Origin of the sequence: Corynebacterium sp. (genome assembly GCF_012837295.1) — a bacterium.
Classification (GTDB): Bacteria; Actinomycetota; Actinomycetes; order Mycobacteriales; family Mycobacteriaceae; genus Corynebacterium.
This window is the reverse complement of record NZ_DURI01000144.1, coordinates 1-21,092: the sequence shown is the minus strand read 5'-3', so window position 1 is coordinate 21,092 and position 21,092 is coordinate 1. Positions and strand designations below refer to the sequence as shown.

The 21,092-nt window shown below is 71.6% G+C and carries 21 protein-coding genes; 3 read left to right on the top strand and 18 right to left on the bottom strand.

Features of this window, described 5'->3' with window-relative positions; all coding sequences use genetic code 11:
* The 7 genes from GX015_RS04960 to guaB form a co-directional block, all read right to left on the bottom strand.
* The coding region (locus GX015_RS04960) for a DNA polymerase Y family protein (RefSeq protein ID WP_291343244.1) at positions 1–706 on the bottom strand (706 nt) is incomplete at its 3' end.
* Complete coding sequence (locus GX015_RS04955) at positions 706–1,596, bottom strand: hypothetical protein (protein ID WP_291343243.1); 891 nt, start codon at positions 1,594–1,596, stop codon at positions 706–708. The genes GX015_RS04955 and GX015_RS04960, both read right to left, overlap by 1 nt.
* Before the next feature lie 165 nt (positions 1,597–1,761).
* Positions 1,762–2,070, bottom strand: coding sequence for an antibiotic biosynthesis monooxygenase (locus GX015_RS04950; protein WP_291343242.1), 309 nt, complete (start codon positions 2,068–2,070; stop codon positions 1,762–1,764).
* 150 nt (positions 2,071–2,220) lie between these two features.
* Positions 2,221–3,789, bottom strand: a complete 1,569-nt coding sequence (gene guaA, locus GX015_RS04945; protein ID WP_291343240.1) for a glutamine-hydrolyzing GMP synthase — start codon at positions 3,787–3,789, stop codon at positions 2,221–2,223.
* Between the two features lie 102 nt (positions 3,790–3,891).
* Positions 3,892–5,613, bottom strand: coding sequence for a GMC family oxidoreductase (locus tag GX015_RS04940; RefSeq protein WP_291343238.1), 1,722 nt, complete (start codon positions 5,611–5,613; stop codon positions 3,892–3,894).
* A gap of 267 nt (positions 5,614–5,880) precedes the next feature.
* A complete protein-coding gene (locus GX015_RS04935; protein WP_291343237.1) occupies positions 5,881–7,020 on the bottom strand; it encodes a GuaB3 family IMP dehydrogenase-related protein in 1,140 nt (379 codons plus the stop codon).
* Positions 7,021–7,104: 84 nt separating this feature from the next.
* Positions 7,105–8,634 (bottom strand): IMP dehydrogenase, encoded by a 1,530-nt coding sequence (gene guaB / locus GX015_RS04930; protein ID WP_291343235.1) that lies wholly within the window; start codon positions 8,632–8,634, stop codon positions 7,105–7,107.
* Between the two features lie 109 nt (positions 8,635–8,743).
* On the opposite strand from guaB, the gene GX015_RS04925 reads away from it, so the two are divergent.
* A complete protein-coding gene (locus tag GX015_RS04925; RefSeq protein ID WP_291343233.1) occupies positions 8,744–9,121 on the top strand; it encodes a DUF5319 domain-containing protein in 378 nt (125 codons plus the stop codon).
* A 25-nt stretch (positions 9,122–9,146) separates the two neighbouring features.
* Here GX015_RS04925 and GX015_RS04920 read toward each other — a convergent pair whose 3' ends face one another.
* Both GX015_RS04920 and shbA read right to left on the bottom strand, forming a co-directional pair.
* Entirely contained in the window at positions 9,147–10,154 is a 1,008-nt protein-coding gene (locus GX015_RS04920; RefSeq protein WP_291343231.1) for a hypothetical protein, read from the bottom strand.
* Between the two features lie 2 nt (positions 10,155–10,156).
* Positions 10,157–10,750, bottom strand: a complete 594-nt coding sequence (gene shbA / locus GX015_RS04915; RefSeq protein ID WP_291343229.1) for an RNA polymerase sigma factor ShbA — start codon at positions 10,748–10,750, stop codon at positions 10,157–10,159.
* A gap of 454 nt (positions 10,751–11,204) precedes the next feature.
* Here shbA and GX015_RS04910 point away from each other — a divergent pair, with 454 nt between their 5' ends.
* Positions 11,205–11,522, top strand: coding sequence for a WhiB family transcriptional regulator (locus GX015_RS04910; RefSeq protein ID WP_291343227.1), 318 nt, complete (start codon positions 11,205–11,207; stop codon positions 11,520–11,522).
* A gap of 81 nt (positions 11,523–11,603) precedes the next feature.
* On the opposite strand, the gene groL is transcribed toward GX015_RS04910, so the two are convergent.
* Both groL and groES read right to left on the bottom strand, forming a co-directional pair.
* Positions 11,604–13,211, bottom strand: coding sequence for a chaperonin GroEL (gene groL / locus GX015_RS04905; protein ID WP_291343221.1), 1,608 nt, complete (start codon positions 13,209–13,211; stop codon positions 11,604–11,606).
* Positions 13,212–13,223: 12 nt separating this feature from the next.
* Positions 13,224–13,523, bottom strand: coding sequence for a co-chaperone GroES (gene groES / locus GX015_RS04900; RefSeq protein WP_046650030.1), 300 nt, complete (start codon positions 13,521–13,523; stop codon positions 13,224–13,226).
* Positions 13,524–13,881: 358 nt separating this feature from the next.
* Here groES and GX015_RS04895 point away from each other — a divergent pair, with 358 nt between their 5' ends.
* Positions 13,882–14,052 (top strand): hypothetical protein, encoded by a 171-nt coding sequence (locus GX015_RS04895; protein WP_291343219.1) that lies wholly within the window; start codon positions 13,882–13,884, stop codon positions 14,050–14,052.
* A 39-nt stretch (positions 14,053–14,091) separates the two neighbouring features.
* On the opposite strand, the gene tsaD is transcribed toward GX015_RS04895, so the two are convergent.
* From tsaD to GX015_RS04860, 7 genes are all read right to left on the bottom strand, one after another.
* Positions 14,092–15,240 (bottom strand): tRNA (adenosine(37)-N6)-threonylcarbamoyltransferase complex transferase subunit TsaD, encoded by a 1,149-nt coding sequence (tsaD, locus tag GX015_RS04890; protein WP_291343217.1) that lies wholly within the window; start codon positions 15,238–15,240, stop codon positions 14,092–14,094.
* A gap of 9 nt (positions 15,241–15,249) precedes the next feature.
* The gene (rimI, locus tag GX015_RS04885) at positions 15,250–15,720 is read right to left on the bottom strand and encodes a ribosomal protein S18-alanine N-acetyltransferase (RefSeq protein ID WP_291343246.1); all 471 of its coding nucleotides are present in this window, start codon (positions 15,718–15,720) and stop codon (positions 15,250–15,252) included.
* A gap of 59 nt (positions 15,721–15,779) precedes the next feature.
* Complete coding sequence (gene tsaB, locus GX015_RS04880; RefSeq protein WP_291343215.1) at positions 15,780–16,646, bottom strand: tRNA (adenosine(37)-N6)-threonylcarbamoyltransferase complex dimerization subunit type 1 TsaB; 867 nt, start codon at positions 16,644–16,646, stop codon at positions 15,780–15,782.
* Positions 16,647–16,651: 5 nt separating this feature from the next.
* A complete protein-coding gene (locus GX015_RS04875; protein WP_291343214.1) occupies positions 16,652–17,158 on the bottom strand; it encodes a tRNA (adenosine(37)-N6)-threonylcarbamoyltransferase complex ATPase subunit type 1 TsaE in 507 nt (168 codons plus the stop codon).
* Between the two features lie 104 nt (positions 17,159–17,262).
* Positions 17,263–18,315 carry an alpha/beta hydrolase gene (locus GX015_RS04870; protein ID WP_291343212.1) on the bottom strand — a complete coding sequence of 351 codons (1,053 nt, stop codon included), beginning with the start codon at positions 18,313–18,315 and terminating at the stop codon, positions 17,263–17,265.
* 9 nt (positions 18,316–18,324) lie between these two features.
* Positions 18,325–19,569 carry an alanine racemase gene (alr, locus tag GX015_RS04865; RefSeq protein ID WP_120984266.1) on the bottom strand — a complete coding sequence of 415 codons (1,245 nt, stop codon included), beginning with the start codon at positions 19,567–19,569 and terminating at the stop codon, positions 18,325–18,327.
* 5 nt (positions 19,570–19,574) lie between these two features.
* Positions 19,575–21,092: bifunctional ADP-dependent NAD(P)H-hydrate dehydratase/NAD(P)H-hydrate epimerase (locus tag GX015_RS04860; protein ID WP_291343210.1), on the bottom strand; the 1,518-nt coding region annotated here is incomplete at its 5' end.

The following is a 21,092-nucleotide window of genomic DNA, read 5'->3' as shown; positions in this document are numbered from 1 at the left end:
GGGTGCGCGGCGACACCCGCCGCTCCAATTCACCGGCCGCGACCTTCCGCCACCGCGCACCCTCCGCGCCGAAACGCCCGGCCACGTCTCGTGCGGGCAGGGCCGCGACGTCGCCAAGCGTCCGAAGCCCCAGATCCACCCACGCCCGGCCCAGCTCCATGGGGAAGTCCAGCGCCGATTCCGCGGCGACCTCCGCCAACGACACCCCGCGCAGGAACTCCGGGCCGCCGCCGACGGGCAGCTGAACCCCGCGGCGCGCCGCCAGCACCGCGGTGATCACGTCATCGGCGATTCCGGCGAGGCAGTCCGCTCCGGCGAGCGCGGCGGCGTCGAGAAGCATCTCCACCGCCCGCGCCTCGCCCCCGTGATACTTCGCGGGGCCGTCGGCGCCGAGGACCACCAGCCCCGGGCGCAGCGCCTCCACGCCCGCGGCGACGTCGCCGATGCGGGCGAGCACCGGCTCGAACTCGCGCGCGTCTCGAGCCGGATCCTCGTCGACGACCACCAGATCGGGGCACGCCGCCTGCGCATGACGACGCCCCTGCCCGCGCCGCACGCCCGCCCGCCGCGCGGCATCGGAGCAGGCCGCGATGGTCGTGTCCTCCACGACGGCGATCGGCGCCGCCGGCCCGGCATCGCCCGCCGCCCCCGACGACCGCGCCGCCTGGATCGGCCAGTCCGGCAACCACAGGCCCAGGATCCGCATCACTCGGCTCTCCGCAGCGGGAACTCGGCGACGGTCGCGCCCGCCCCACCATCCGCTGCGCCACCGACGCCGCCACCGACGTCGTCGCCATCCCACGCCGCGGCCGCCGCCTCCGACGCCGGGCAGTCCCCGACGGTCCAGCGCACGCCGCGTTCGGGCCGCCCCGCCCCGCGCGCGGTGACGTGAAACTCGACCCCGCGGATGCGCCCGTGCCCCGCGCCGAGCCCGTGGATCGCCGTCACCCGCGACGCCACCGCCACCTTCGCGCCCGGCCATCCCTCGCCGACGTGCAGCAGGGCGCACCCGGAGCCCCGCAGCCGCGCCATCACGGGACGGGCGGCCGAGGGCGGCGGGGTACGGTCCAGCTTTACGACGACCACGTCCACCCCATCCGCCAACAGCCCCACCACTTCGAGCGGTGATTCGCCGGGTTCCGGGACGTCGAGCACCCGCGAGAGGTCGCCACCATGTTCGATGATGCTCAGCGGGGAGAACTCCGGGACGCCCACGATCGCGACATGCCCGCCAGCCGCCGTGATTTCGGCGAGGATCCCCGCCACCACCGCGCCGGCGGCGTCGATGGAACTGACGGCGCCCTTGAGCAGGCCGCCGTCGAGAAGCCCCGACAGCCCCGCAGGAACGGGAACGCGACCTTCCGGCACGCGCCGACCACTCCCGCGAACGCCACCGTCGCGCCAATCTTCCGAGGCAACTGACCGAATCTCGCCGTCGCCATCGCCGATGCCGCCGCCGGGGCCATACCCTTCATCGACGTCACCGGCGGATTCGGGGACGGCGGCACCCAAGCCCGCCATCGACTTCCGCAGCGCGGCGACGGTGTCCTCGCGGTTGAGGCCGGACAGGTCCGGCACGGCACGCAACGCGGACATGGCGACCTCCCCGACCATCGAACATGCTTCCTACATTCGAAAGTGTATGCGCATGGCGGGAATCCCGTCAACAGCCCCGGTCACCCCTCGGGAACGCGAAAACCGCCGACCCGACGGGCGGCGGTTGAAACGGCGCCCCGGGAAGGCCGGGGCGGAGGGAGGCGGCTACTTCTTGCCCGGCACGTCCATGACGACGTCGAACTCCAGCAGGTTCGCGCCGCTGGCCACCGGCTTGCCGTGGCTACCCGCATGCGCGGCGCGGGCGTCGCCGTCGCGCCAGGCCACGTACGACTCCTCGTCGGCCCAGTGGGTGACCACGAAGTAGCGGTCCTCGCCGGCGGTGGGGCGCAGCAGCTGGAAACCCTCGAAACCGGCCTGGCCGTCGATGGAACCGGCGCGGGCGGCGAAGCGGCGCTCCAGCTCCTCGCCGGCGCCCTCGGGAACGGAAATGGCGTTGATCTTCACGATGCTCATGCCCGAGAGCATAGCCCGACCTAACCTCGCGTGGAGGCCGAAGCGCGGGGCACGGCGGCGTCGTAAAGCACCCCGGGAACGCGAAAGCCGGCCCCGGAAACCGGGACCGGCTCACGCACGCGGGAGGGTTACACCCCAACTACCCCGCGCCTACTCCCACTCGATGGTTCCCGGCGGCTTGGACGTGATGTCCAGGACCACGCGGTTGACCTCCGCGACCTCGTTGGTGATGCGGGTGGAGATGCGCTCGAGCACCTCGTAGGGCACGCGCGTCCAGTCGGCGGTCATGGCGTCCTCGGACGTGACGGGGCGCAGCACGATCGGGTGGCCGTAGGTGCGGCCGTCGCCCTGCACGCCCACGGAACGGACGTCGGCGAGCAGCACCACCGGGCACTGCCAGACGACGTCGTCCAGGCCGGCGGCGGTCATCTCCTCGCGGGCGATGGCGTCGGCGCGGCGCAGGGTGTCCAGGCGCTCCTCGTCGACGGCGCCGATGATGCGGATGCCCAGGCCCGGGCCCGGGAACGGCTGGCGGCCGACGATGGCCTCCGGCAGCCCCAGCTCGCGGCCCACGGCGCGGACCTCGTCCTTGAACAGCAGGCGCAGCGGCTCGACGAGGGTGAACTCGACGTCGTCCGGCAGGCCGCCCACGTTGTGGTGGCTCTTGATGTTCGCGGTGCCGGACCCGCCGCCGGACTCGACGACGTCCGGGTACAGGGTGCCCTGGACCAGGAAGTCCACGGTCTCGCCCTCCGGCGCGCCCTCCAGAGCCTGGGCCACGGCGCGCTCGAAGGAGCGGATGAACTCGCGGCCGATGGTCTTGCGCTTGGTCTCCGGGTCGGTGATGCCGGCCAGCGCGTCGAGGAAGACCTTGCGGTCGTCGACGGTGATCAGCTTCGCACCGGTCGCGGCGACGAAATCGGTCTCGACCTGCTCACGCTCGCCCTGGCGCAGCAGACCGTGGTCCACGAACACGCAGGTGAGGCGGTCGCCGATGGCGCGCTGCACCAGCGCGGCGGCGACGGCGGAATCGACTCCGCCGGACAGGCCGCAAATCGCGCGGCCCTCGCCGACCTGCTCGCGCACGCCCTCGATCAGCTCCTCGGCGATGTTCGCGGCGGTCCAGTTCTGCTCCAGGCCCGCGATCTCGGTGAGGAAGCGCTGCAGCACCTGCTGGCCGTACGGCGAGTGATTGACCTCCGGGTGGTACTGCACGCCGGCCATCTTGCGCTCGCGGCACTCGAAGGCCGCGACCGGCGCGCCCTTCGTGGTGGCGGTGACGGTGAAGCCCTCGGGGGCGACGGACACGGCGTCGCCGTGGCTCATCCACACCTCGTGGCTCTCCGGGGCGCCGGCGTGGAGCACGTCGTCGCCCTCCACCGTCAGCGTGGTGCGGCCGTATTCGCGGTCGCCGGTGGCGGCGACGGTGCCGCCCAGCGCGCGGGCCATGGCCTGGAAGCCGTAGCAGATGCCGAACACCGGGATGCCCAGCTCCAGCAGCTGCGGGTCCAGCGCCGGGGCGCCGTCCTCGTTGACGCTGGACGGGCCGCCGGAAAGCACCAGCGCACGCGGGTTCTTGGCGCGGATTTCCTCGATCGGCGCGTCATGCGGCACGACCTCGGAGTAGATGTTGGCCTCGCGGACGCGGCGGGCGATGAGCTGCGCATACTGAGCGCCGAAGTCGACGACGAGTACGGGGTGATTTACCTGTTCAGACACACCGCGATCTTAGCGCACCCGCGGGGGCGGGCCGTTTTCGGCTCCGCCCCCGCTCCGGGTCGGCATCATGCTTGACGACGCCCGCGTGGTGTCCCTCCACCGTCACCTGCGGGTGGGCATCCCCAGATTCAGTGCGCCCGGGGCGCCGGCGGGCACCGTCGGGGCGACGGGCGCCACCGGGGCGACGTCGCGGTAGGCCTCGTCCTGGGCCGGTCGCGGGTCGGCCTCGCCCTTGTTCGGCCACAGCGCGGCGGCGCGTTCGGCGATGGCGGTGATGGACAGCGACGGGTTGACGCCGGGGTTGGCCGGCATGGCCGCGCCGTCGGTGATGTGCAGCGTCGGGTGGCCCCACACACGGTTGTACGGGTCGATGACGCCACGTTCCGGCGACTCCGAGATCGGCGCGCCGCCGATGAAGTGGGCGGTCAGCGGGATGTTGAAAATCTCGCCCCACGTGCCACCGGCGATGCCGCCGATCTTGTCCGCCACCCGCCGGGTGGCGTCGTTGCCGACGGGGATCCACGACGGGTTCGGCTCGCCCTCGCCCTGGCTCGACGACAGCATCCGCAGCGGTCCCCACGCGCGCAGGTGCGTGGTCAGGCTGTTGCTGGAGTTCTGCATCACCAGCGAGATGACGGTGCGCTGCGACCACTTGCGCAGGTTGAGCAGCTGCAGCGCGACCTTCGGGTCCTTCGACACGTCCTTGATCAGCTTCCACCAGCGCGGCCCGCCCGGCCCGCCGTCGGTCATCAGCGTCTGCAGCAGCGCGATGGCGTTGGAGCCCTTGCCGTAGCGCACCGGCTCGATGTGGGTGTGCGGCTCGGGGAAGAACGACGACGTGATGGCCACGCCCTCCGAGTAGTCCGCCTCCGGGTCGAGGGTGGGGCGCATCGCGCCGAGGATCGCCTCGGAGTTCGTCCGCGTCAAATGGCCCAGGCGCGGCGACATGTTGGGCAGGTGGCCGTCGGAAAGCTGCCGGTGCAGGAGGTTCTGCGTGCCCCAGCTGCCCGCCGCGACGATGACGTGATCGGCGGTCAGCGTCCGGCGCCGCTTGTTCACCCACGCGCCGGTGCGCTCGGCGACGACGTCCCACGACCCGTCGGCCCGCGGGTGCAGCTCGCGGACGGTGGTGCGCGGGATGATGTGCGCCCCGCCCTTCTCCGCCAGGTACAGGTAGTTCTTCAGCAGCGTGTTCTTCGCGTTGTGGCGGCAGCCCGTCATGCATTCGCCGCATTCCGTGCACGCCGCACGGTCGGGCCCGGCGCCGCCGAAGTACGGGTCCGGCACCAGCTCGCCGGGCTCGCCCTCCCCGCCGGTCTTCGCGCCGAAGAACACGCCCACCGGCGTCGGGCGGAACGTGTCGCCCACGCCCATGTCGTCGGCGACCTCCTTGAACACGCGGTCCGACGGCGTCACCGTCGGGTTGTCCACCACGCCGAGCATCTTCCGCGCCTGCTCGTAATACGGCGTCAGTTCGCGCTCCCAGTCGGTGATGCCCGCCCACTGCTCGTTCTCGAAGAACGGCGACGGGGGCTTGTACAGCGTGTTCGCGTAATTCAGGGAGCCGCCGCCGACGCCGGCGCCCGCGAGGATCATCACGTCCTTGAGCAGGTGCACGCGCTGCACGCCGAACAGCCCCAGCTTCGGGGCCCACAGGTACTTGTTCAGCCGCCAGCTGGTCTTCGCGAACTCATGGTCCTCGAACCGACGCCCCGCCTCGATCACGCCGACGCGGTAGCCCTTCTCCGTCAGCCGTAGGGCCGCCACGGAGCCGCCGAAGCCCGAGCCGATCACCAGCACGTCGTAATCGCGCCGCTCACCCATCGTCATACTTCCCTTCCCGCCCGCTGCGGGGGCGGCGATCCTCGGGTGGCGGCCGGGCTGGTGGCGCCACCTCTTCGGAGGCAACGCTAGCAGCGTTTGCGCACAGCAGGACCGCTTTTCGACGACTTGGTCAGGTGACCTAATCGGCGCGCCCGAATGCAGGGGCGGGCCGCGGGAACGGTGGCCGTCGACAAGCGAAAAAGAGGCGGCCCCCGGGAAACCCGGGAGCCGCCCCGAAAGCGGTCGCGCAATTCGCGCGCGCGAAACCTAGTGGATGGACAGGTCCACGCGCTGGAAGGACTTCACGTCGGTGAAACCGCACTTGGCCATGGCGCGCTTGATGCCGCCGACCAGGTTGCGGGTGCCGAAGGGATCCGCGGTGGGGCCGAAGAGCAGCTGCTCCATCGTCGGCGCGTCCACGGCCTCGACGTCGAGGTTCTGGTTGTCCACGTAACCGCGCGGGTACTTCGGGTGCGCGGCGGCCGAGGGCCAGTGCCAGCCCTTGCCGGGGGCCTCGGCGGCGTCGGCGAGGAGCTGAGACAAGGCGACGGCGTCGGCGCCGCAGGCGATGGCCTTGGCGATGCAGCCCGCCGACTCGATGCCGCCGTCGGCGATGACGTGAACGTAGCGGCCGCCGGTCTCGTCCAGGTAGTCGCGGCGGGCGGCTGCGGCGTCGGCGATGGCGGTGGCCATGGGCACCTCGATCCCCAGCGCCGACGGGGTCGTGGTGGTGCCCGGGCCGACGATGACGCCGGCCGCGCCGGTGCGCATCAGGTGCAGCGCCGTGCGGTAGTCCACCACGCCGCCGACGATGACCGGCACGTCGAGGGAACCGATGAAGTCCTTGAGGTTCAGCGGCTCACCGTCGGAGGTGACGTGCTCCGCGGAGATGAGGGTGCCCTGGATGACCAGCAGGTCGATGCCCGCCTTGACCAGCAGCGGCGTCAGCTCGCGGCAGCGCTGGGGGCTGACGCGCACGGCGGTGATGGCGCCGGTCTCGCGCAGCTCGGTGATGCGGCGGACCAGCAGATCCTCGTCGATCGGCGCCGAGTGGAGCTCCTGGAGGACCTTGTTGGCCTCTTCCGCGGCCGGCCACTCGGACGTGGACGCGGCCTCGACGACCTTCGCGATCGCCGCGTCGCCGTCCTCGTGGCGCGCCCAGATGCCCTCGGCGTTGAGCACCGCCAGACCGCCCAGGCGGGCGAACTCGGCGGCCGACTCCGGCCCGGAGACCGAGTCGGTGGGGTGCATCATCAGCGGGAAACCGAACTCGTAGGCGTCGATGCTCCACCGGGCGTCCACGTCCTTCGACGAACGGGTGCGGCGGGACGGCACGATGGCGACGTCCTCGAGCTCGTAGGTGCGGCGGGCTTCGCGGCCCATGCCGATTTCGACCATGTCACGCAATGTGGGATTCCTTTTGTCGGCGCTGCCACCGCCACCGCCGCACCCGGGGAAAGGACCCCGGGGCGGGCGGCGGCGAGAGGGAAACTAGCGCTGGTAGTAGTTCGGCGCCTCGACGGTCATCTGGATGTCGTGCGGGTGGGACTCGCGCAGGCCGGCGGCCGTGATCTGCACGAACTTGGCGTCGTTGAGCTGCTCGATCGTCCCCGAACCGGTGTAGCCCATCGCGGCGCGCAGGCCGCCGACGAGCTGGTGGACGATCGCGTCCAGGTGGCCGCGGAAGGGCACGCGGCCCTCGATGCCCTCCGGCACCAGCTTCTCCTCCGACAGGACATCGGCCTGGAAGTAGCGGTCCTTGGAGAACGAGCGCTTCTCGCCCGTCAGGCCGCGGCCCTGCATGGCGCCCAGCGAGCCCATGCCGCGGTACATCTTGTACTGCTTGCCGTTGACCACGACGGTCTCGCCCGGGGCCTCGGCGGTGCCGGCCAGCAGCGAGCCCAGCATGACGGTCGACGCGCCGGCGGCGAGCGCCTTGGCGATGTCTCCCGAGAACTGCATGCCGCCGTCGGCGATGATCGGCACGCCGGCCTTCCGCGCCGGGACGGACGCCTCCATGATGGCGGTGATCTGCGGGGCGCCCACGCCCGCGACGACGCGGGTGGTGCAGATGGAGCCCGGGCCGATGCCCACCTTGATGGCGTCGGCGCCGGCCTCGATCATGGCCTCCGCGGCGGCGCGGGTGGCCAGGTTGCCGCCGATGACCTGCACGCGGTCGCCGAACTCCTTCTTCACGCGCGACACCATCTCCAGCACGCCGGAGTTGTGGGCGTGAGCGGTGTCCACGACGAGCGCGTCCACGCCGGCGTCGGCGAGCGCATGCGCGCGGGCCCAGGAGTCCTCGCCCGTGCCGATGCCCGCGCCGACCAGCAGACGGCCCGAGCCGTCCTTGGAGGAATTCGGGTACTGGTCCTGCTTGACGAAGTCCTTCACCGTGATCAGGCCGGTCAGCTTGCCCTCGCCGTCGACGATCGGCAGCTTTTCCACCTTGTGGGTGCGCAGGAGGTTCAGCGCGGCGTCACCGGACACGCCCTGCTCCGCGACGACCAGTGGCATCGGCGTCATGACCTCGTGCACGGGGCGGTTCGGGTCGGTCTCGAAGCGCATGTCGCGGTTCGTGCAGATGCCGACCAGCTTGCCGTCGGCGTCGACGACCGGCAGGCCCGAAATGCGGAAACGGGCGCACTTCTGGTCGACCTCGCCGATGGTCTCGTCCGGCGAGCAGGTGACCGGGTTGGACACCATGCCGGCCTCGGAACGCTTGACGATCTCCACCTGCTGCGCCTGATCCTCCACCGACAGGTTGCGGTGCAGGATGCCCATGCCGCCCTGGCGGGCCATCGCGATGGCCATGCGGGACTCGGTGACCGTGTCCATCGCGGCCGAGATGATCGGCACGTTCAGACGCAGCTCCCGCGTCAGCTGGGTGGACGTGTCCACCGCCGACGGAATCACGTCCGAGGCATCGGGGATGAGCAGGACATCGTCGAAGGTGAGGCCGATGAGCGGGATCTTGCCCGCGTCATCGCCACCCAAGCTGATTCCGGTGGGGTTCGTCATGGATAGTCGTCCTCCTGGTCGCGCCGCCGAAAGTTCGGATTACCGTACAGGGTAATCCCAATGTCGGACGGGTAGTAACTTGCCCCCGGCCCCCGCTACGGTGGGCGGTGTGAATCGTGATTTCTGGTCGTCCATGCCGCGTGACCCCTTCGAGGGCGATCCCGACGACCCCTCGCACCTGCTCGACCCGGACGAGCCCTTCGAGCCCCTGACCGACGAGGAGCGCGTCGAGGTCCTGGAGGATCTCCGGTCCGTGCGCCAGTTCCGGAACGTCCTCGTACCCGAGGGGCTCTTGGGCGTGTGCATGATGTGCGACGACTGCTCCGAGATGCACTACTACAACTGGGACGTCCTGGAGACGCACTACCGCCTGCTTCTCGCCGGCCAGCAGTCCCCCGTCCACGAGCCCCAGTTCGACCCCGACCCGACGCGTTACGCGCCGTGGGATTACTGCGCGGGCTTCATCGACGGGCGCCGCGGGGCGTAACCGGGCGGCCGGGTTCGCCCAGGGCCTACTGCCCCGGAACCTGCGGCAGCGCCGAACGGATCTCCTCGGCGTCCGTCGTCGGCACCGGCACATGCTCGTTGACGAGCGGCGAGCCGACCGGCTCGTCCGGGTTCGCCGACGTCGAGGGCGCGACCGACTGCGTCACGGTCTCGGTGACCGTCTCGGTGCGGATTTCGGTCTGGGTGACCACGCCCGGCTCCACCGTCCGCGTTTCGCGGTGGGTGGTGGTGCGCTCGTTGGTCACCGTCTCCGGGGCGCGGGTGACGGTGCGGACGCGCTCCACCGTCTCGCGCATCTGCGATTCCAGCGCGGGGCGATCGGATTCCTTGACCTCCGCCAACAGGCGCTCGGCGCGCTCCAGGAGTTCGCGGGCGCGCTCGGAATCGCCCGCCCGGCCGGCGGCATCGGCTTCCTCCAGCGTCGACGCCAGTTCCATCTCCACGGAACGGTCGCCGAACATGGACACCCGCGCGGGCCACAGGGCACTGCCCGGGGCGGCGGAATGGACGGCGGACAGGCCGCCGGCGACGAGGGCCAGAGAGGCGGCCGCGCCGATCAGCGCGCTGCCGAAGCGCGACGGCCGCCACCACGCCGCGGGCCCCGCCACGACGGCACCGGAACCGCCCGAGGTTCCGGGGCCATCGGAATCGGCCTCGCCGAGTTCCGCTTCGACTTCGTCCTCGGCCGCGACGACCTCGACGTCCACGACATCCCGTGCGGGCACGGCGACGGACGGATCGATGACGGGCAGCGGGGGCAGCTCGGCGTCGGCCTCGGCACGGGCGTCCGCGATCAGCGACGCAAGGTACGAGTCGGTGCCGTAGACGCCGGCGCCGCACACGTCGCGGCGCCCGGACGCGAGCGCATCGAGGAAACGATCGTCCGCCGCCAGCTCCTGCGGGGTGGGCATGCGTTCGACGCCCGACACCGCGTCGTCCCGCCGGGTCACCCGGGGGTCACGGCGATCGCCCATCGCTGCCTCCTTGTTCTGCTCGTCCTGCCGAAAATCCATGATCAGCGGGCCCTCCGGTCTTCCCCGGATCGTTCCCGCGACGCCTTTTCCTCCACCACCGCGCGAAGTTTCGCCAACGCACGGTGCTGGGCGACCCGAACCGCGCCGGGGGTGCTGCCGACGAGCTGCGCAACCTCTTCGGCCGGCAGCCCCTCGAACACCCTCAGGATGATGATGTCGCGGGCCTTGTCACTCAATGAATCGAGCAATGCGCTCACTTCGTTACCGGCATCTCCCAGGAGCACCGCATCTTCCGGCCCACCCCCCGCGACGGGGGTATCCGGCATCGTTTCATAGGGGTAGGAGAGGTCCCTGGCGCCCGCCCGGTGGGCATCGGCGACCTTGTGGGAGGCGACCCCGTAGACGTACGCCATGAACGGCCGGCCCCGGTCGGTGTACCGGTCGAGCGACTTGGCCACGGCCAGCATCGTCTCCTGCGCGACGTCGTCGGCGGACACCGCGCCATCCGCCCCCATGCGCGCACGGCAGTACCGGACGATGGGCGGGTGGATGTGGCGCATGAGGGAATCGAACGCGACCGCATCGCCGTCGATGGCACGCCGCACCAATTCGCGGACCACGTCATCGTCGGCCATGCAGTGCCATTCCTTCCCACCCCGTTTCCGGCGGGGATCTTCGGCCGCCGGGCCGGGCGGTCGTCGCGGTCGGCGGGCGGTGGGCCCTCGAGGTGCTCGGGGTACCGGGAAGCCTCGGAGTGAGACGTCCGCGGCCCTGGTGCTCCGTCGCCGATTGCGCACCAATTCTACCCCACGGCAAATTCCCCCATCCCGGCGTTCCGCAGATTCCCGCGAACGGTGATCCCCGCCACTTGCGGGGCCGTCAAATCCCGCATGGGCAAGAAGTTCTCCCAAACTGCGCCCCGATTCTGCCCGGGCGTCGCCGGGACTTAACCGACGGTTCACCATCCCGGCCGACACTGGCCGCCGTGGACGCCCCGACCCGGGGCCGACGCGACCGGATGCCGCGCCTGCGGCGCCCAACCGCGCTCGACGCAAAACACGAGTGTCTTTCTCTAGGAGATTCCAGGCCATGACGCACATCGACCACCTTCCCGGACCGAACGCGGATCTGTGGGATTGGCAGCTCCACGGTTCCTGCCGCGGCGCGGATTCCTCGGTCTTCTTCCACCCCGAAGGTGAGCGGGGCCGCGCCCGGGCGATGCGCGAGATGCGCGCGAAGTCCATCTGCCAGGCGTGCCCGGTGCTCGAGCAGTGCCGCACCCACGCCCTGGCCGTCGGCGAGCCCTACGGCATCTGGGGCGGCATGAGCGAGGCGGAGCGCTCGGAGATCCTCCGCAGCCGCCCGCGCCGCCGCCGCGACAAGGTCCGCGAAACCGTTCTGGTCTAGTTCCGCCGATATACGACGACGCCCCACCCGACCTTTCGGCCGGATGGGGCGTCGTCAAGCAAAGGGGACGTGCCCGCGCGACTAGTGCGCGTGACCGTGGCCCTGCGCCTCCTCCTCGGGCTTGTCCACCACGGAGACCTCCGTGGTGAGCAGCATGCGGGCCACCGACGCGGCGTTGACCACCGCGGAGTGGGTGACCTTGACCGGGTCGATGACGCCGGCGCCGATGAGGTCGCCGTACTCGCCGGTCGCGGCGTTGTAGCCCTGACCGTTCGGCAGCTCGCCGATGTGGTGGACCACCACGGCGCCGTCGACGCCGGCGTTGTGGCCGATCCAGTAGGCGGGCTTGGTCAGCGCGCGGGCCAGGGCGCGGACGCCCACGGCCTCGTCGCCGGTGAACTCCTCGGCGAAGGTCTCCAGCTCGCGGGAGATCTGCACCAGCACCGAACCGCCGCCGGCGATGACGCCCTCCTGCACCGCGGCGCGCGCGGCGTTGATGGCGTCCTCGACGCGCAGCTTGCGCTCGTTGACTTCGGTCTCGGTGGCCGCGCCGACGCGGACGACGGCGACGCCGCCGGACAGCTTGGCCAGGCGCTCCTCCAGCTTTTCGCGATCCCACGTGGAATCGGTGCGCTCGATTTCGTTGCGCAGGTGCTGGCGGCGCTCCTCGACGGCCTCGGCGGTGCCGGCGCCGTCGACGATGACGGTCTCGTCCTTGGTGATGGTGATGCGGCGGGCGCTGCCCAGCACCTCCAGGCCGACCTCCTTCAGCTGCATGCCGGTGTCGGCGGTGACCACGGTGCCGGCGGTGACGACGGCCAGGTCCTCCATGAACTCCTTGCGGCGGTCGCCGAAGTACGGGGCCTTGACGGCCGCGACCTTCAGGGTCTTGCGCATGGCGTTGATCACCAGCGCGGACAGGGCCTCGCCCTCGATGTCCTCCGCCATGATCAGGGTCGGCTTACCCGACTCCGCGATCTTCTCCAGCAGCGGCAGGAAGTCCGGCAGGGAGGAGATCTTCTCGCGGACGAGCAGCACCTGCGCGTCCTCGAGGACCGCCTTCTGCGCCTCGACGTCGGTGATGAAGTACGGGGACAGGTAGCCCTTGTTGAAGGACACGCCCTCGGTCACCAGCAACTCGGTGGCGATGGTCTGGGACTCTTCCACGGAGACCACGCCGTCCTTGCCGACCTTGTCCATGGCGCCGGCGACGAGCTCGCCGATCTCCTCGTCACGCGAGGACACGGTGGCCACCTGCGCGATGGACGCGGAGTCGGTGACCGGGGTGGCCTTGGACTTCAGCAGCTCGACGGTCTTCTCGGCCGCAGCGGCGATGCCGCGGTTGAGGGCGACCGGGTTGGCGCCGGCCGCGACGTTGCGCAGGCCCTCGTGGACGAGCGCCTGGGCGAGCAGCGTCGCGGTGGTGGTGCCGTCGCCGGCGATGTCGTTGGTCTTCACGGCCACCGACTTGACCAGCTGGGCGCCGAGGTTCTCGAACGGGTCCTCGACGTCGATGTCGCGGGCGATGGTCACGCCGTCGTTGGTCACCAGCGGACCGCCGAACGCCTTGTCCAGCACCACGTTGCGGCCCTTGGGGCCCAGGGTCACCTTGACGGCGTCGGCCAGCGTGTCCACGCCCCGCTTGAGGCCTTCGCGGGCCTCTTCGTTGAATGCAATGAGCTTGGCCATGTGGGTTTCGCCTTACTTCTCGATGACGGCGAGGATGTCGCGCTGGGACAGGAGCAGGAACTCCTCGCCCTGGTACTTCAGCTCGGTGCCGCCGTACTTGGAGAAGATGACCACGTCACCCTCCTTGACGTCCATCGGGATGCGGTCGTCGTCGTCCGCCCAGCGGCCGGGGCCCACGGCGATGACGGTCGCCTCCTGGGGCTTCTCCTTCGCGGAGTCGGGGATGACCAGGCCGGACGCGGTGGTGGTCTCGGCCTCGTTGATCTGGACCAGGACGCGGTCCTCGAGCGGCTTGATGTTGACGTTCGCCACGATGAATTCCTCCATGAGCGGGGCACCCGCCGCGGCCCGTTTTCGTCGGGCGGGGCGTCGGGCGCCTGGTTGATGTTCTTGTGCCGGTTGGTCTGCCGTGCACAGCCGTCGTCGCGGGTGAACAACTGTGTGTCAAACAACCTTGCTGGCACTCTACCCGCGCGAGTGCCAGCACTCAACATGGGCAGGTGCAGGGCCCGGCGGGCGTTTGCTTGACGACGGCCCGCGCCCCGGCCGTCCGCCGCGGACGTCGCAGCGGGGTCCCCGCTATCGGCGCGGCACCGAAACCGCGGCACCGTTACCGTGGGTGACGTACGCCGCCGCCGATCGGAGCGCCGCCTCCGCCCAGGAGCACCTCATGTCCACGTCAGTCCTCGTCATCGCGATGATCGCCATCGCCGTCTTCATCGTCGGATTCGCGGTGGTCGCGCGCATGTTCATCGGCCGGCTCAAGGGCGAGGACGAGGAGATCGTCCGCGCGAGGGAAGAGGGCCGCGAACCCGACGAGGACAACATCCCCCGGCGTTAGATTCCCGCGCTAGTTTCCGGCGCCGGCCGGATGCCGCCTCTAGCTGCCCGCACCGGCCAGAACGATCGGCTCCTCCACCGGCATCGACGGATCCGTGGCGCAGCCATAGCCCGACGGCTCGGCGCCGGCGGCGATGAGGTGGGCGGCGATCGCGCCGATCATCACGCCGTTGTCCGTGCACAGCCGCATCGGCGGCACGTGCAGCGTCAGGCCCGCCTCGGCGCAGCGCTCGGCGGCGAGCTCGCGCAGCCGGGAATTGGCCGCCACTCCCCCGCCGAGCAGCAGCGTCGTCGCGCCGACGTCCTTCGCGGCGCGGACGGCCTTGAACGTCAGCACGTCGCACACCGCCTCCTGGAACGACGCGCACGTGTCGGCCATGTCGATGACGCGCCCTTCCTTTTCCGCGGCTTCGACGTAGCGGGCGACGGCCGTCTTCAATCCGGAGAAGGAGAAGTCGTGCCGCGAATCCTGCGGGCGCATCATCCCGCGCGGGAACTTCACCGCCGCCGGATCGCCCTCCTTGGCCAGCCGGTCGATGACCGGTCCGCCCGGGTAGCCCAGGCCGAGCAGCCGCGAGACCTTGTCGTACGCCTCGCCGGCGGCGTCGTCGAGCGTGGAACCCAGCTCCGTCATCGGCCGCCCGGCGCCGCGCACGTGCAGCAGCTGGGTGTGCCCGCCGGAGACCAGCAGCGCCACGGCGTTGGTCAGGTCCGCGCCGTCGAGCGCGCCGATGGCCACGTGGCCGCCGAGGTGGTTGACCCCGTAGAACGGCACGTCCCACGCCGCCGCGTACGCCTTCGCGCCGGCCGAGCCGACCAGCAGCGCGCCCGCCAGACCCGGTCCGACGGTGGCGGCGACGCAGTCGGGGACGAACCGCCCCTCCCCCGTCTCGGGGCCGAGCTGGTCCCCGGCGCGTCGCAAAGCCTCGCGGACCACGGGCTGCAGGGCCTCCAAATGCGCGCGCGAGGCGATTTCCGGCACCACGCCGCCGAAGCGGGCGTGCTGCTCCATCGAGGAGGCGACGACGTCGGACAGCGTCTCCACCCGCGGGCGGTCGGCCGAGCCATCCTGCTCCGCGGGCAGGGCATCATCCCAGGTCACGCGCATGACGGCGGCACCGGTCTCGTCGCAGGAGCTCTCGACGGCGAGGATCGTGCGGCTGTGCGGGGCGGCGGCGCTGGAGGTCATGCCCGGATTCTACGACTCGCCCGCCGCGGGCCGGCACATCGTGTACGCGTCGGCGCCGGACTGGCGGTAGTAGCGCTTGCGCACGCCCATGGTCTCGAAACCGTGGGTGGAGTACATGCCGATCGCCGGCTCGTTGTCCGTGCGCACTTCCAGGTACACCGGCCCGGGCGCGGCGTCGGCGGCGGCGAGCAGCGCCTCCAGCAACTCGCGGCCCAGGCCACGGCCGCGCAGCACCGGGTCGACGGCGATGGTGTGGATCTCGTACTCCGGCGCGGACTCCGGCCCCAGCCGCGTGATGCCGCCGTAGGCCAGCACTCGGTCGACGCCTTCGGCCGCCCCTCCGTCGGGGATGACCCAGCCAAGGTAGAGGTTGCCGGGGTTCGCCAGCTCGGAGGCGAACGCGGATTCCGGCCACGGGTCGTCGCCGGCGAAGATCTGCGCTTCCAGGGCCGCGCACCCGGAGGCCGCGCCCTGCGCCAACCGCCCGAAGGTCGCCGCGGCGAGCAGCTGGTCCGGGTTGGCGCCGGGGCCCGCGGCGGTCACGGGGTCTCCTGCTTTTCGACGCCCACGTCCGGAATCGCAGGGGACTTCGGCTTGGGCTTCGGCGGGGTCGCGTCGGGGCGCCGGAGGTACAGCGGCACCAGCGGAGCGGCCGGGGCCGCGAGTGCGGCGGTGGCGCGGAAGGGGGCGTGATCGGGTTCCCCATCGCCGTCTGCGTCCGGGCCGTCTTCGTCGTGCTCGTGCGCCAGCTCGGCGACGGCCGCGGCGATGAGACCGGCGGGCGTCGGGTAGGCGGCGGTGATGACGGCCTTCGCGGCATCGGCCCCGAAACCGGCGAGGACGTCGGCGCACTTCGCCTCGTCGCCGACGAGGCGGGCGGGCTCGAAGTCCGGGACGTCCTCGAGCACGGCCTCGGCACAGGCGGCGGCGGACATTACCGCGGGACCCCAGATGCGCTGGCCATCGCGGTAGGCGGCGGCGTAGACCTCGCGGCGGCGGGCGTCGGTGACGGCCATCGCGTCGCCCCGCAGCGGCTCCCCGCCGGGGTGCGCGAGAGCGTCGAGGGAGCAGGCGCCGTGGGCCGGCACGCCCCATGCATCGGCGAAGGAGGCGGCGGTGGCCATGCCCACCCGCAGGCCGGTGAAGGGGCCAGGACCGCAGCCGACGACGACCGCGCCGACCGCGCGGGCGGCCTCGCCCTTGAGCCCGGCATCGTCCAGGCACCGGCGGATCAGCGGCGTGAGCACCTCGTTGTGGGCGCGGGCGTCGACGTGGCCGGCGGAGGCGATTTCCTCGATGATCGGCGCCACGGCACCGGTGGCCAGATCCGCCCCGGGCAGCTCGGCGACGCGGACGAGACCGGCGGTGACCTGCGGCGTGGACGTGTCGACGGCGAGTACGAACATGCCCGTCACGATACCCGCCGCCAGGTCACCTTCCGGGAGTCGTCGGCCGCGGAACGGTCGATGCTCACCAGCAGGTGCGAATCCGACAATTGCTCGACCAGACCGGCACCCCATTCGGCGACGACGACGCAGGCCTCCAGGTCCGTGTCCAGGTCGAGGGAGTCCAGGGCGTCGAGCGCGTCGAGGCCCCGGCCGGACGCGCTCTCGCTCTCCGGTCCCTCTTCCCCGAACAACCGGTACGCGTCGACGTGGACCAGATCCGGGCCACCGCCGAGCCCACGGTGATGGCGGGCGATGGTGAAGGTCGGGCTGGTCACGCGTCCCCGGACGTCCATCCCCGCGGCGATGCCCTGGGTCAGCGTCGTCTTGCCCGCCCCCAGGGGCCCGTCGAGGATGACCAGGTCGCCGGCGACCAGCGCGGCTCCGAGTTCTTCGCCGAAGGCGCGCATGTCCTCGGCGGTCGGCAGGACGCGCTCACCGGAATCCGGGAAAGTGCTGGGGCGGGAGGTCATGGGGACATCGTAATGCCCGTGAATGCCGACCCCGGATCCGCTCCGCCACCGTTGCGCTCCGGTTCGAACTCCGCCGTCCGACGCCGCCGCCGACGCGAGCGGCGCTACACCGGCCAGTTCTCGCGCACGAGGGTCTCGATGGTCTCGCCGACCAGCTTCGGCTGCTCCAACTGCACCATGTGGCCGGCGCCGGGCACCCTCACCAGGCGGGCGCCGGGCCAGCCCTCGATGATGTCCACGGCCCTCTCGTACGGGATCATCCGGTCCTTGTCCCCGGCGATGACCACGCCGGGATGACCCTCCAACGCCGCGACACCCTCCGATTCGTCGTGAAGCTGCAGTGCGCCGAAGAAATTGATGATGGTCGTCGCCGAGGTGTCGTCGATCATCTGCTCGTTGAGCTGCACGATCGCGTGCGGCGTCCGCTGGTCCCCGAAGGACGCGCCGCGGATGAAGGGCATCTCGCCGATCGTGGCCAACTGCCGGACCTGATTGGCCAGCTGCGGCAGGGACTTCGCGGTCTTGGTCAGCACCTGCCCCACGGGCCCGAGCATCATCTGCGGGATGCCGCCCTTGGACAGGCCCGCCGACGCCGTGGCCAGCAGCGCCACGCCCGACACCCGCTCCATCAGGTCGGGGTACTGGCGGGCGAAGGACATCACGGTCATGCCGCCCATCGAATGCCCGACCAGGAAGATGCGCCCGGCCGGGATGCGCTCCCGGATGATGCTCGCCAGGTCCGCGGCCGTGTGGCCGATGGTGCAGGCCTCGGCCTCGGGGTCATCGGAATCGCCGTGGCCGCGCTGGTCCCAGAACAGCAGCCGCGCCTCGTCGCCGAAGCTCTTGCGGAACTGGTGCGACAGCAGGCACCAGGAATCCTTGCGCTGGCAGTAACCGTGGGTGAACACGATGGTCACCGGCGCCGTCTGGAATCCGCGCTCGACGACGGCCAGCTTCAGGCCGTCGAGGGACTCCACGGTCCCCGACCAGGTGGCGTCGCCCAGGGTCAGCAGCTCGGGCGGGGTGGCCGGGGCGTGGCGGGCGAGCCAGTGCTCGCGCCAGCCGATGACGCCCGCGCCGGCCGCCGTGGCCAGCGCACCCGCGCCCGCCACGAGTCCCCATCCGGGGATCGCGCCGCGCCCGCTATTTCCTGCCATGGGCCAATCTTAGTCAAGGCCCCCCAGGTGCCGTCTGCGAGTTCGGCCACGAGGTGCGGTCAAAATCTCGTAGTTGATGGTGCCGGCCGCGGCGGCGAGCTCGTCGGCGGTGGGCTCGCCCTCGCGCGTGCCCACGATGACGGCGACGTCGCCGGGGCGCACCGGAGCGTCGGGCCCGAGGTCGACGACGAACTGGTCCATGCACACGCGCCCGACCTGCGGGTAGCGCACGCCGTTGATGGACACCTCGAACTTCCCGGACGCCGATCGCAGCATGCCGTCGGCGTAGCCGCAGGGGATGATCGCCGTGCGCGTGTCCCGCTCGGCGGTCCACGTGCGGCCGTAGCTGACGGCCTCGCCGGCGGGGACGTCCTTGATCACGGGAATCCGCGCCTCCCACCGCATCACGGGCTTCAGGCCGTGGGTGCGGCCGGCGACGGGCTCGAGGCCGTAGATGGACAGGCCGGGGCGGACCATGTCGAAGGACAGGTCGGGGCGGGTCAGGGCGCCGGGCGAATTGGACAGGTGGTTGATCTGCTTGACGACGCCCGCCTTCGACAGCAGTTCGGCCGCCTCGCGGAACCTGGCCGCCTGCATGTCATTGGCGGGATTGTCGGGTTCGTCGGCGCAGGCCAGGTGCGAGAACACGCCCGTGCAGTCGATCTCGCCGCGCATGTGGGCCTCGCCGAACTGGGGCGCGACGCGCTCGAACGTGCCGTTGACCACCGAGATGCCGGAGCGGTTGAGCCCGGTGTCGGCGATGGCGGTGACGCGCGGGCGGACGTTGGCGCGGCGGCCGGCGGCGATGACGGCGGCGAGGTGCTCCTCCGACGGCACGCCGACGTGGATGCCGGAGGCGACGGCCGCCTCCAGCTCGAGGGCCTCGTGGGTGTGCCACAGCCAGGCGAGGATCGTCGCCGACGTGCCGCGCAGTTCCAGCGACTCGCGCAGGTCCAGCGATTCCTGCAGGGTGGCCACGCCGAGCTGGTCGGCGCCGCCGTTCAGCGCCGCGCATGCGACCTCGGGGGCGCCCTGGGAGTAGCCGTCGGCCTTGACCACGGCCATCAGGCGGTGGGCGCCGGAGGCCTTCTTGATCGCCGCGATGTTGTGCCGCACCGCCGCCAGATCGACCGTCTGCGCGAGCAGGCCCGGGAACGTGGGATCGGCGGCCGCGACGTCCCCGTCGGCGGGCGCGCCCCGTTCCCCGGTCAGGTCCCGTTCATCCGATGCGTTGTCTCCGTGTCCGGCGTCCATGCCGGTCATTCTGCCACCGAGGGCCACGCGGTCTCCGCAGCCAGTGCCGCGGTGGCTTCCCGGATGGCCTCCGCGATGAGCGACGCCGACGTCGGCGCGTACCCGGCGGGCGTGCGCGCGGCGATCTCCGCGGCGCGGGCGTGGACGGTCACGGCGGGGGCGATCCCGGCCATGCCGTCCTTCGCCATCCACGCCCCGACCAGGCCGGACAGCACGTCGCCGCTGCCGGGCGTCGCCGCCCAGGAGGTGCCGGCGTCGATGATGCGCACCGTTCCGGCGCGGTGGCCGTGCTCGGCGGGCATGGCCACGACCGTGCGGCGGCCCTTGAGCAAGACCACGCAATCCAGGGCCGTGGCCATTGCCTTCGCGGCGTCGATGGGGTGCTCGACGGGATCGGGGATCTCCCCGGCCGACCGGTCGGCGCCGGCCTCTTCCCCCGCCATGGCCTCGGCCAGGCGGCGGAACTCCCCGGCGTGCGGGGTCAGCAGCGTCTCCGCGTCACGGGCGACGAGCTTCTCGCGCAGCTCCGGGCGCTGCGCCAGCAGGGTGATGGCGTCGGCGTCGACGAGCAGGGGCTCGTCGCGGCCCAGCAACTCCGACAGCTCCACGGCTGCCGCATCGTCGGTGCCGCGGCCCGAACCGACCACCCAGGCGTCGACGCGGCGGGCGTCGTCAAGCGAGGGATGCGCGACCACCTCCGGCAGCGCGCGCACCACCTCCGACGCCCCGGAACCGACGTAGCGGACCATCGCCGACGTCGCGCGCACGGCCGCCATGGTGGCCAGCACGCCCGCGCCCGGATAGCGCTCGCCGCCGGCGCAGATGCCGACGACGCCGCCCGAATACTTGTCGTCGTCCGCGCCCGGCTCCAGATCGCGCGGGAAACCCGGGCGGGGCGGGCGCGGATGATCGCCGACCGAGGTCCAGACGTCGCCGGGATTGACGTCGTAGAGCGTCGGCCACGTGAAGGCGTTGCGCGGCGGCACCGCCAGGGAGCGGTAATACGTCCACGTCGGCGTGGTGCCGTCGGCGGCGTCGCTGGCCAGGTCCCGGTGCAGCTGGCCGTGCAGGCTGCGGCCGGCCTCCGCGCCCGCGGGCCACTTCTCCTTCGGCAGCAGGTAGAGCTCGGGGCTGTCGCCGTCCAGCGCGATGTCCGCGACGACGACCTCGCCGCACTGATCGGACAGCGCATGGGCGAAGCGCAGACCGCCGAAGGTCACGGTGACGTCGGCGGTGACGTGGCCCGGCAGATCCAACGTGCGCGGCGACGGCTCATCCGGGTCGCCCGGCTCCCACTGCGGATCGGCGATCGACGCGCCCGGCTCGACCGCGCCCGTGTCCGCGGCGACGCCCGAGGGGACGTCGATGGCCAGGAACCGCGCGTGGTTCTTCGCCGCCACCCGCACGATCCGCGCGGCCTTCTCCCGCAGCGCCCCCGCACCGCCGAGACCCGCGATGCCGTCGATGACCAGCGAATACCCCCACGGCCGCGCCGACTCCGGGCTGGCCGGGTCCAGCGGCTC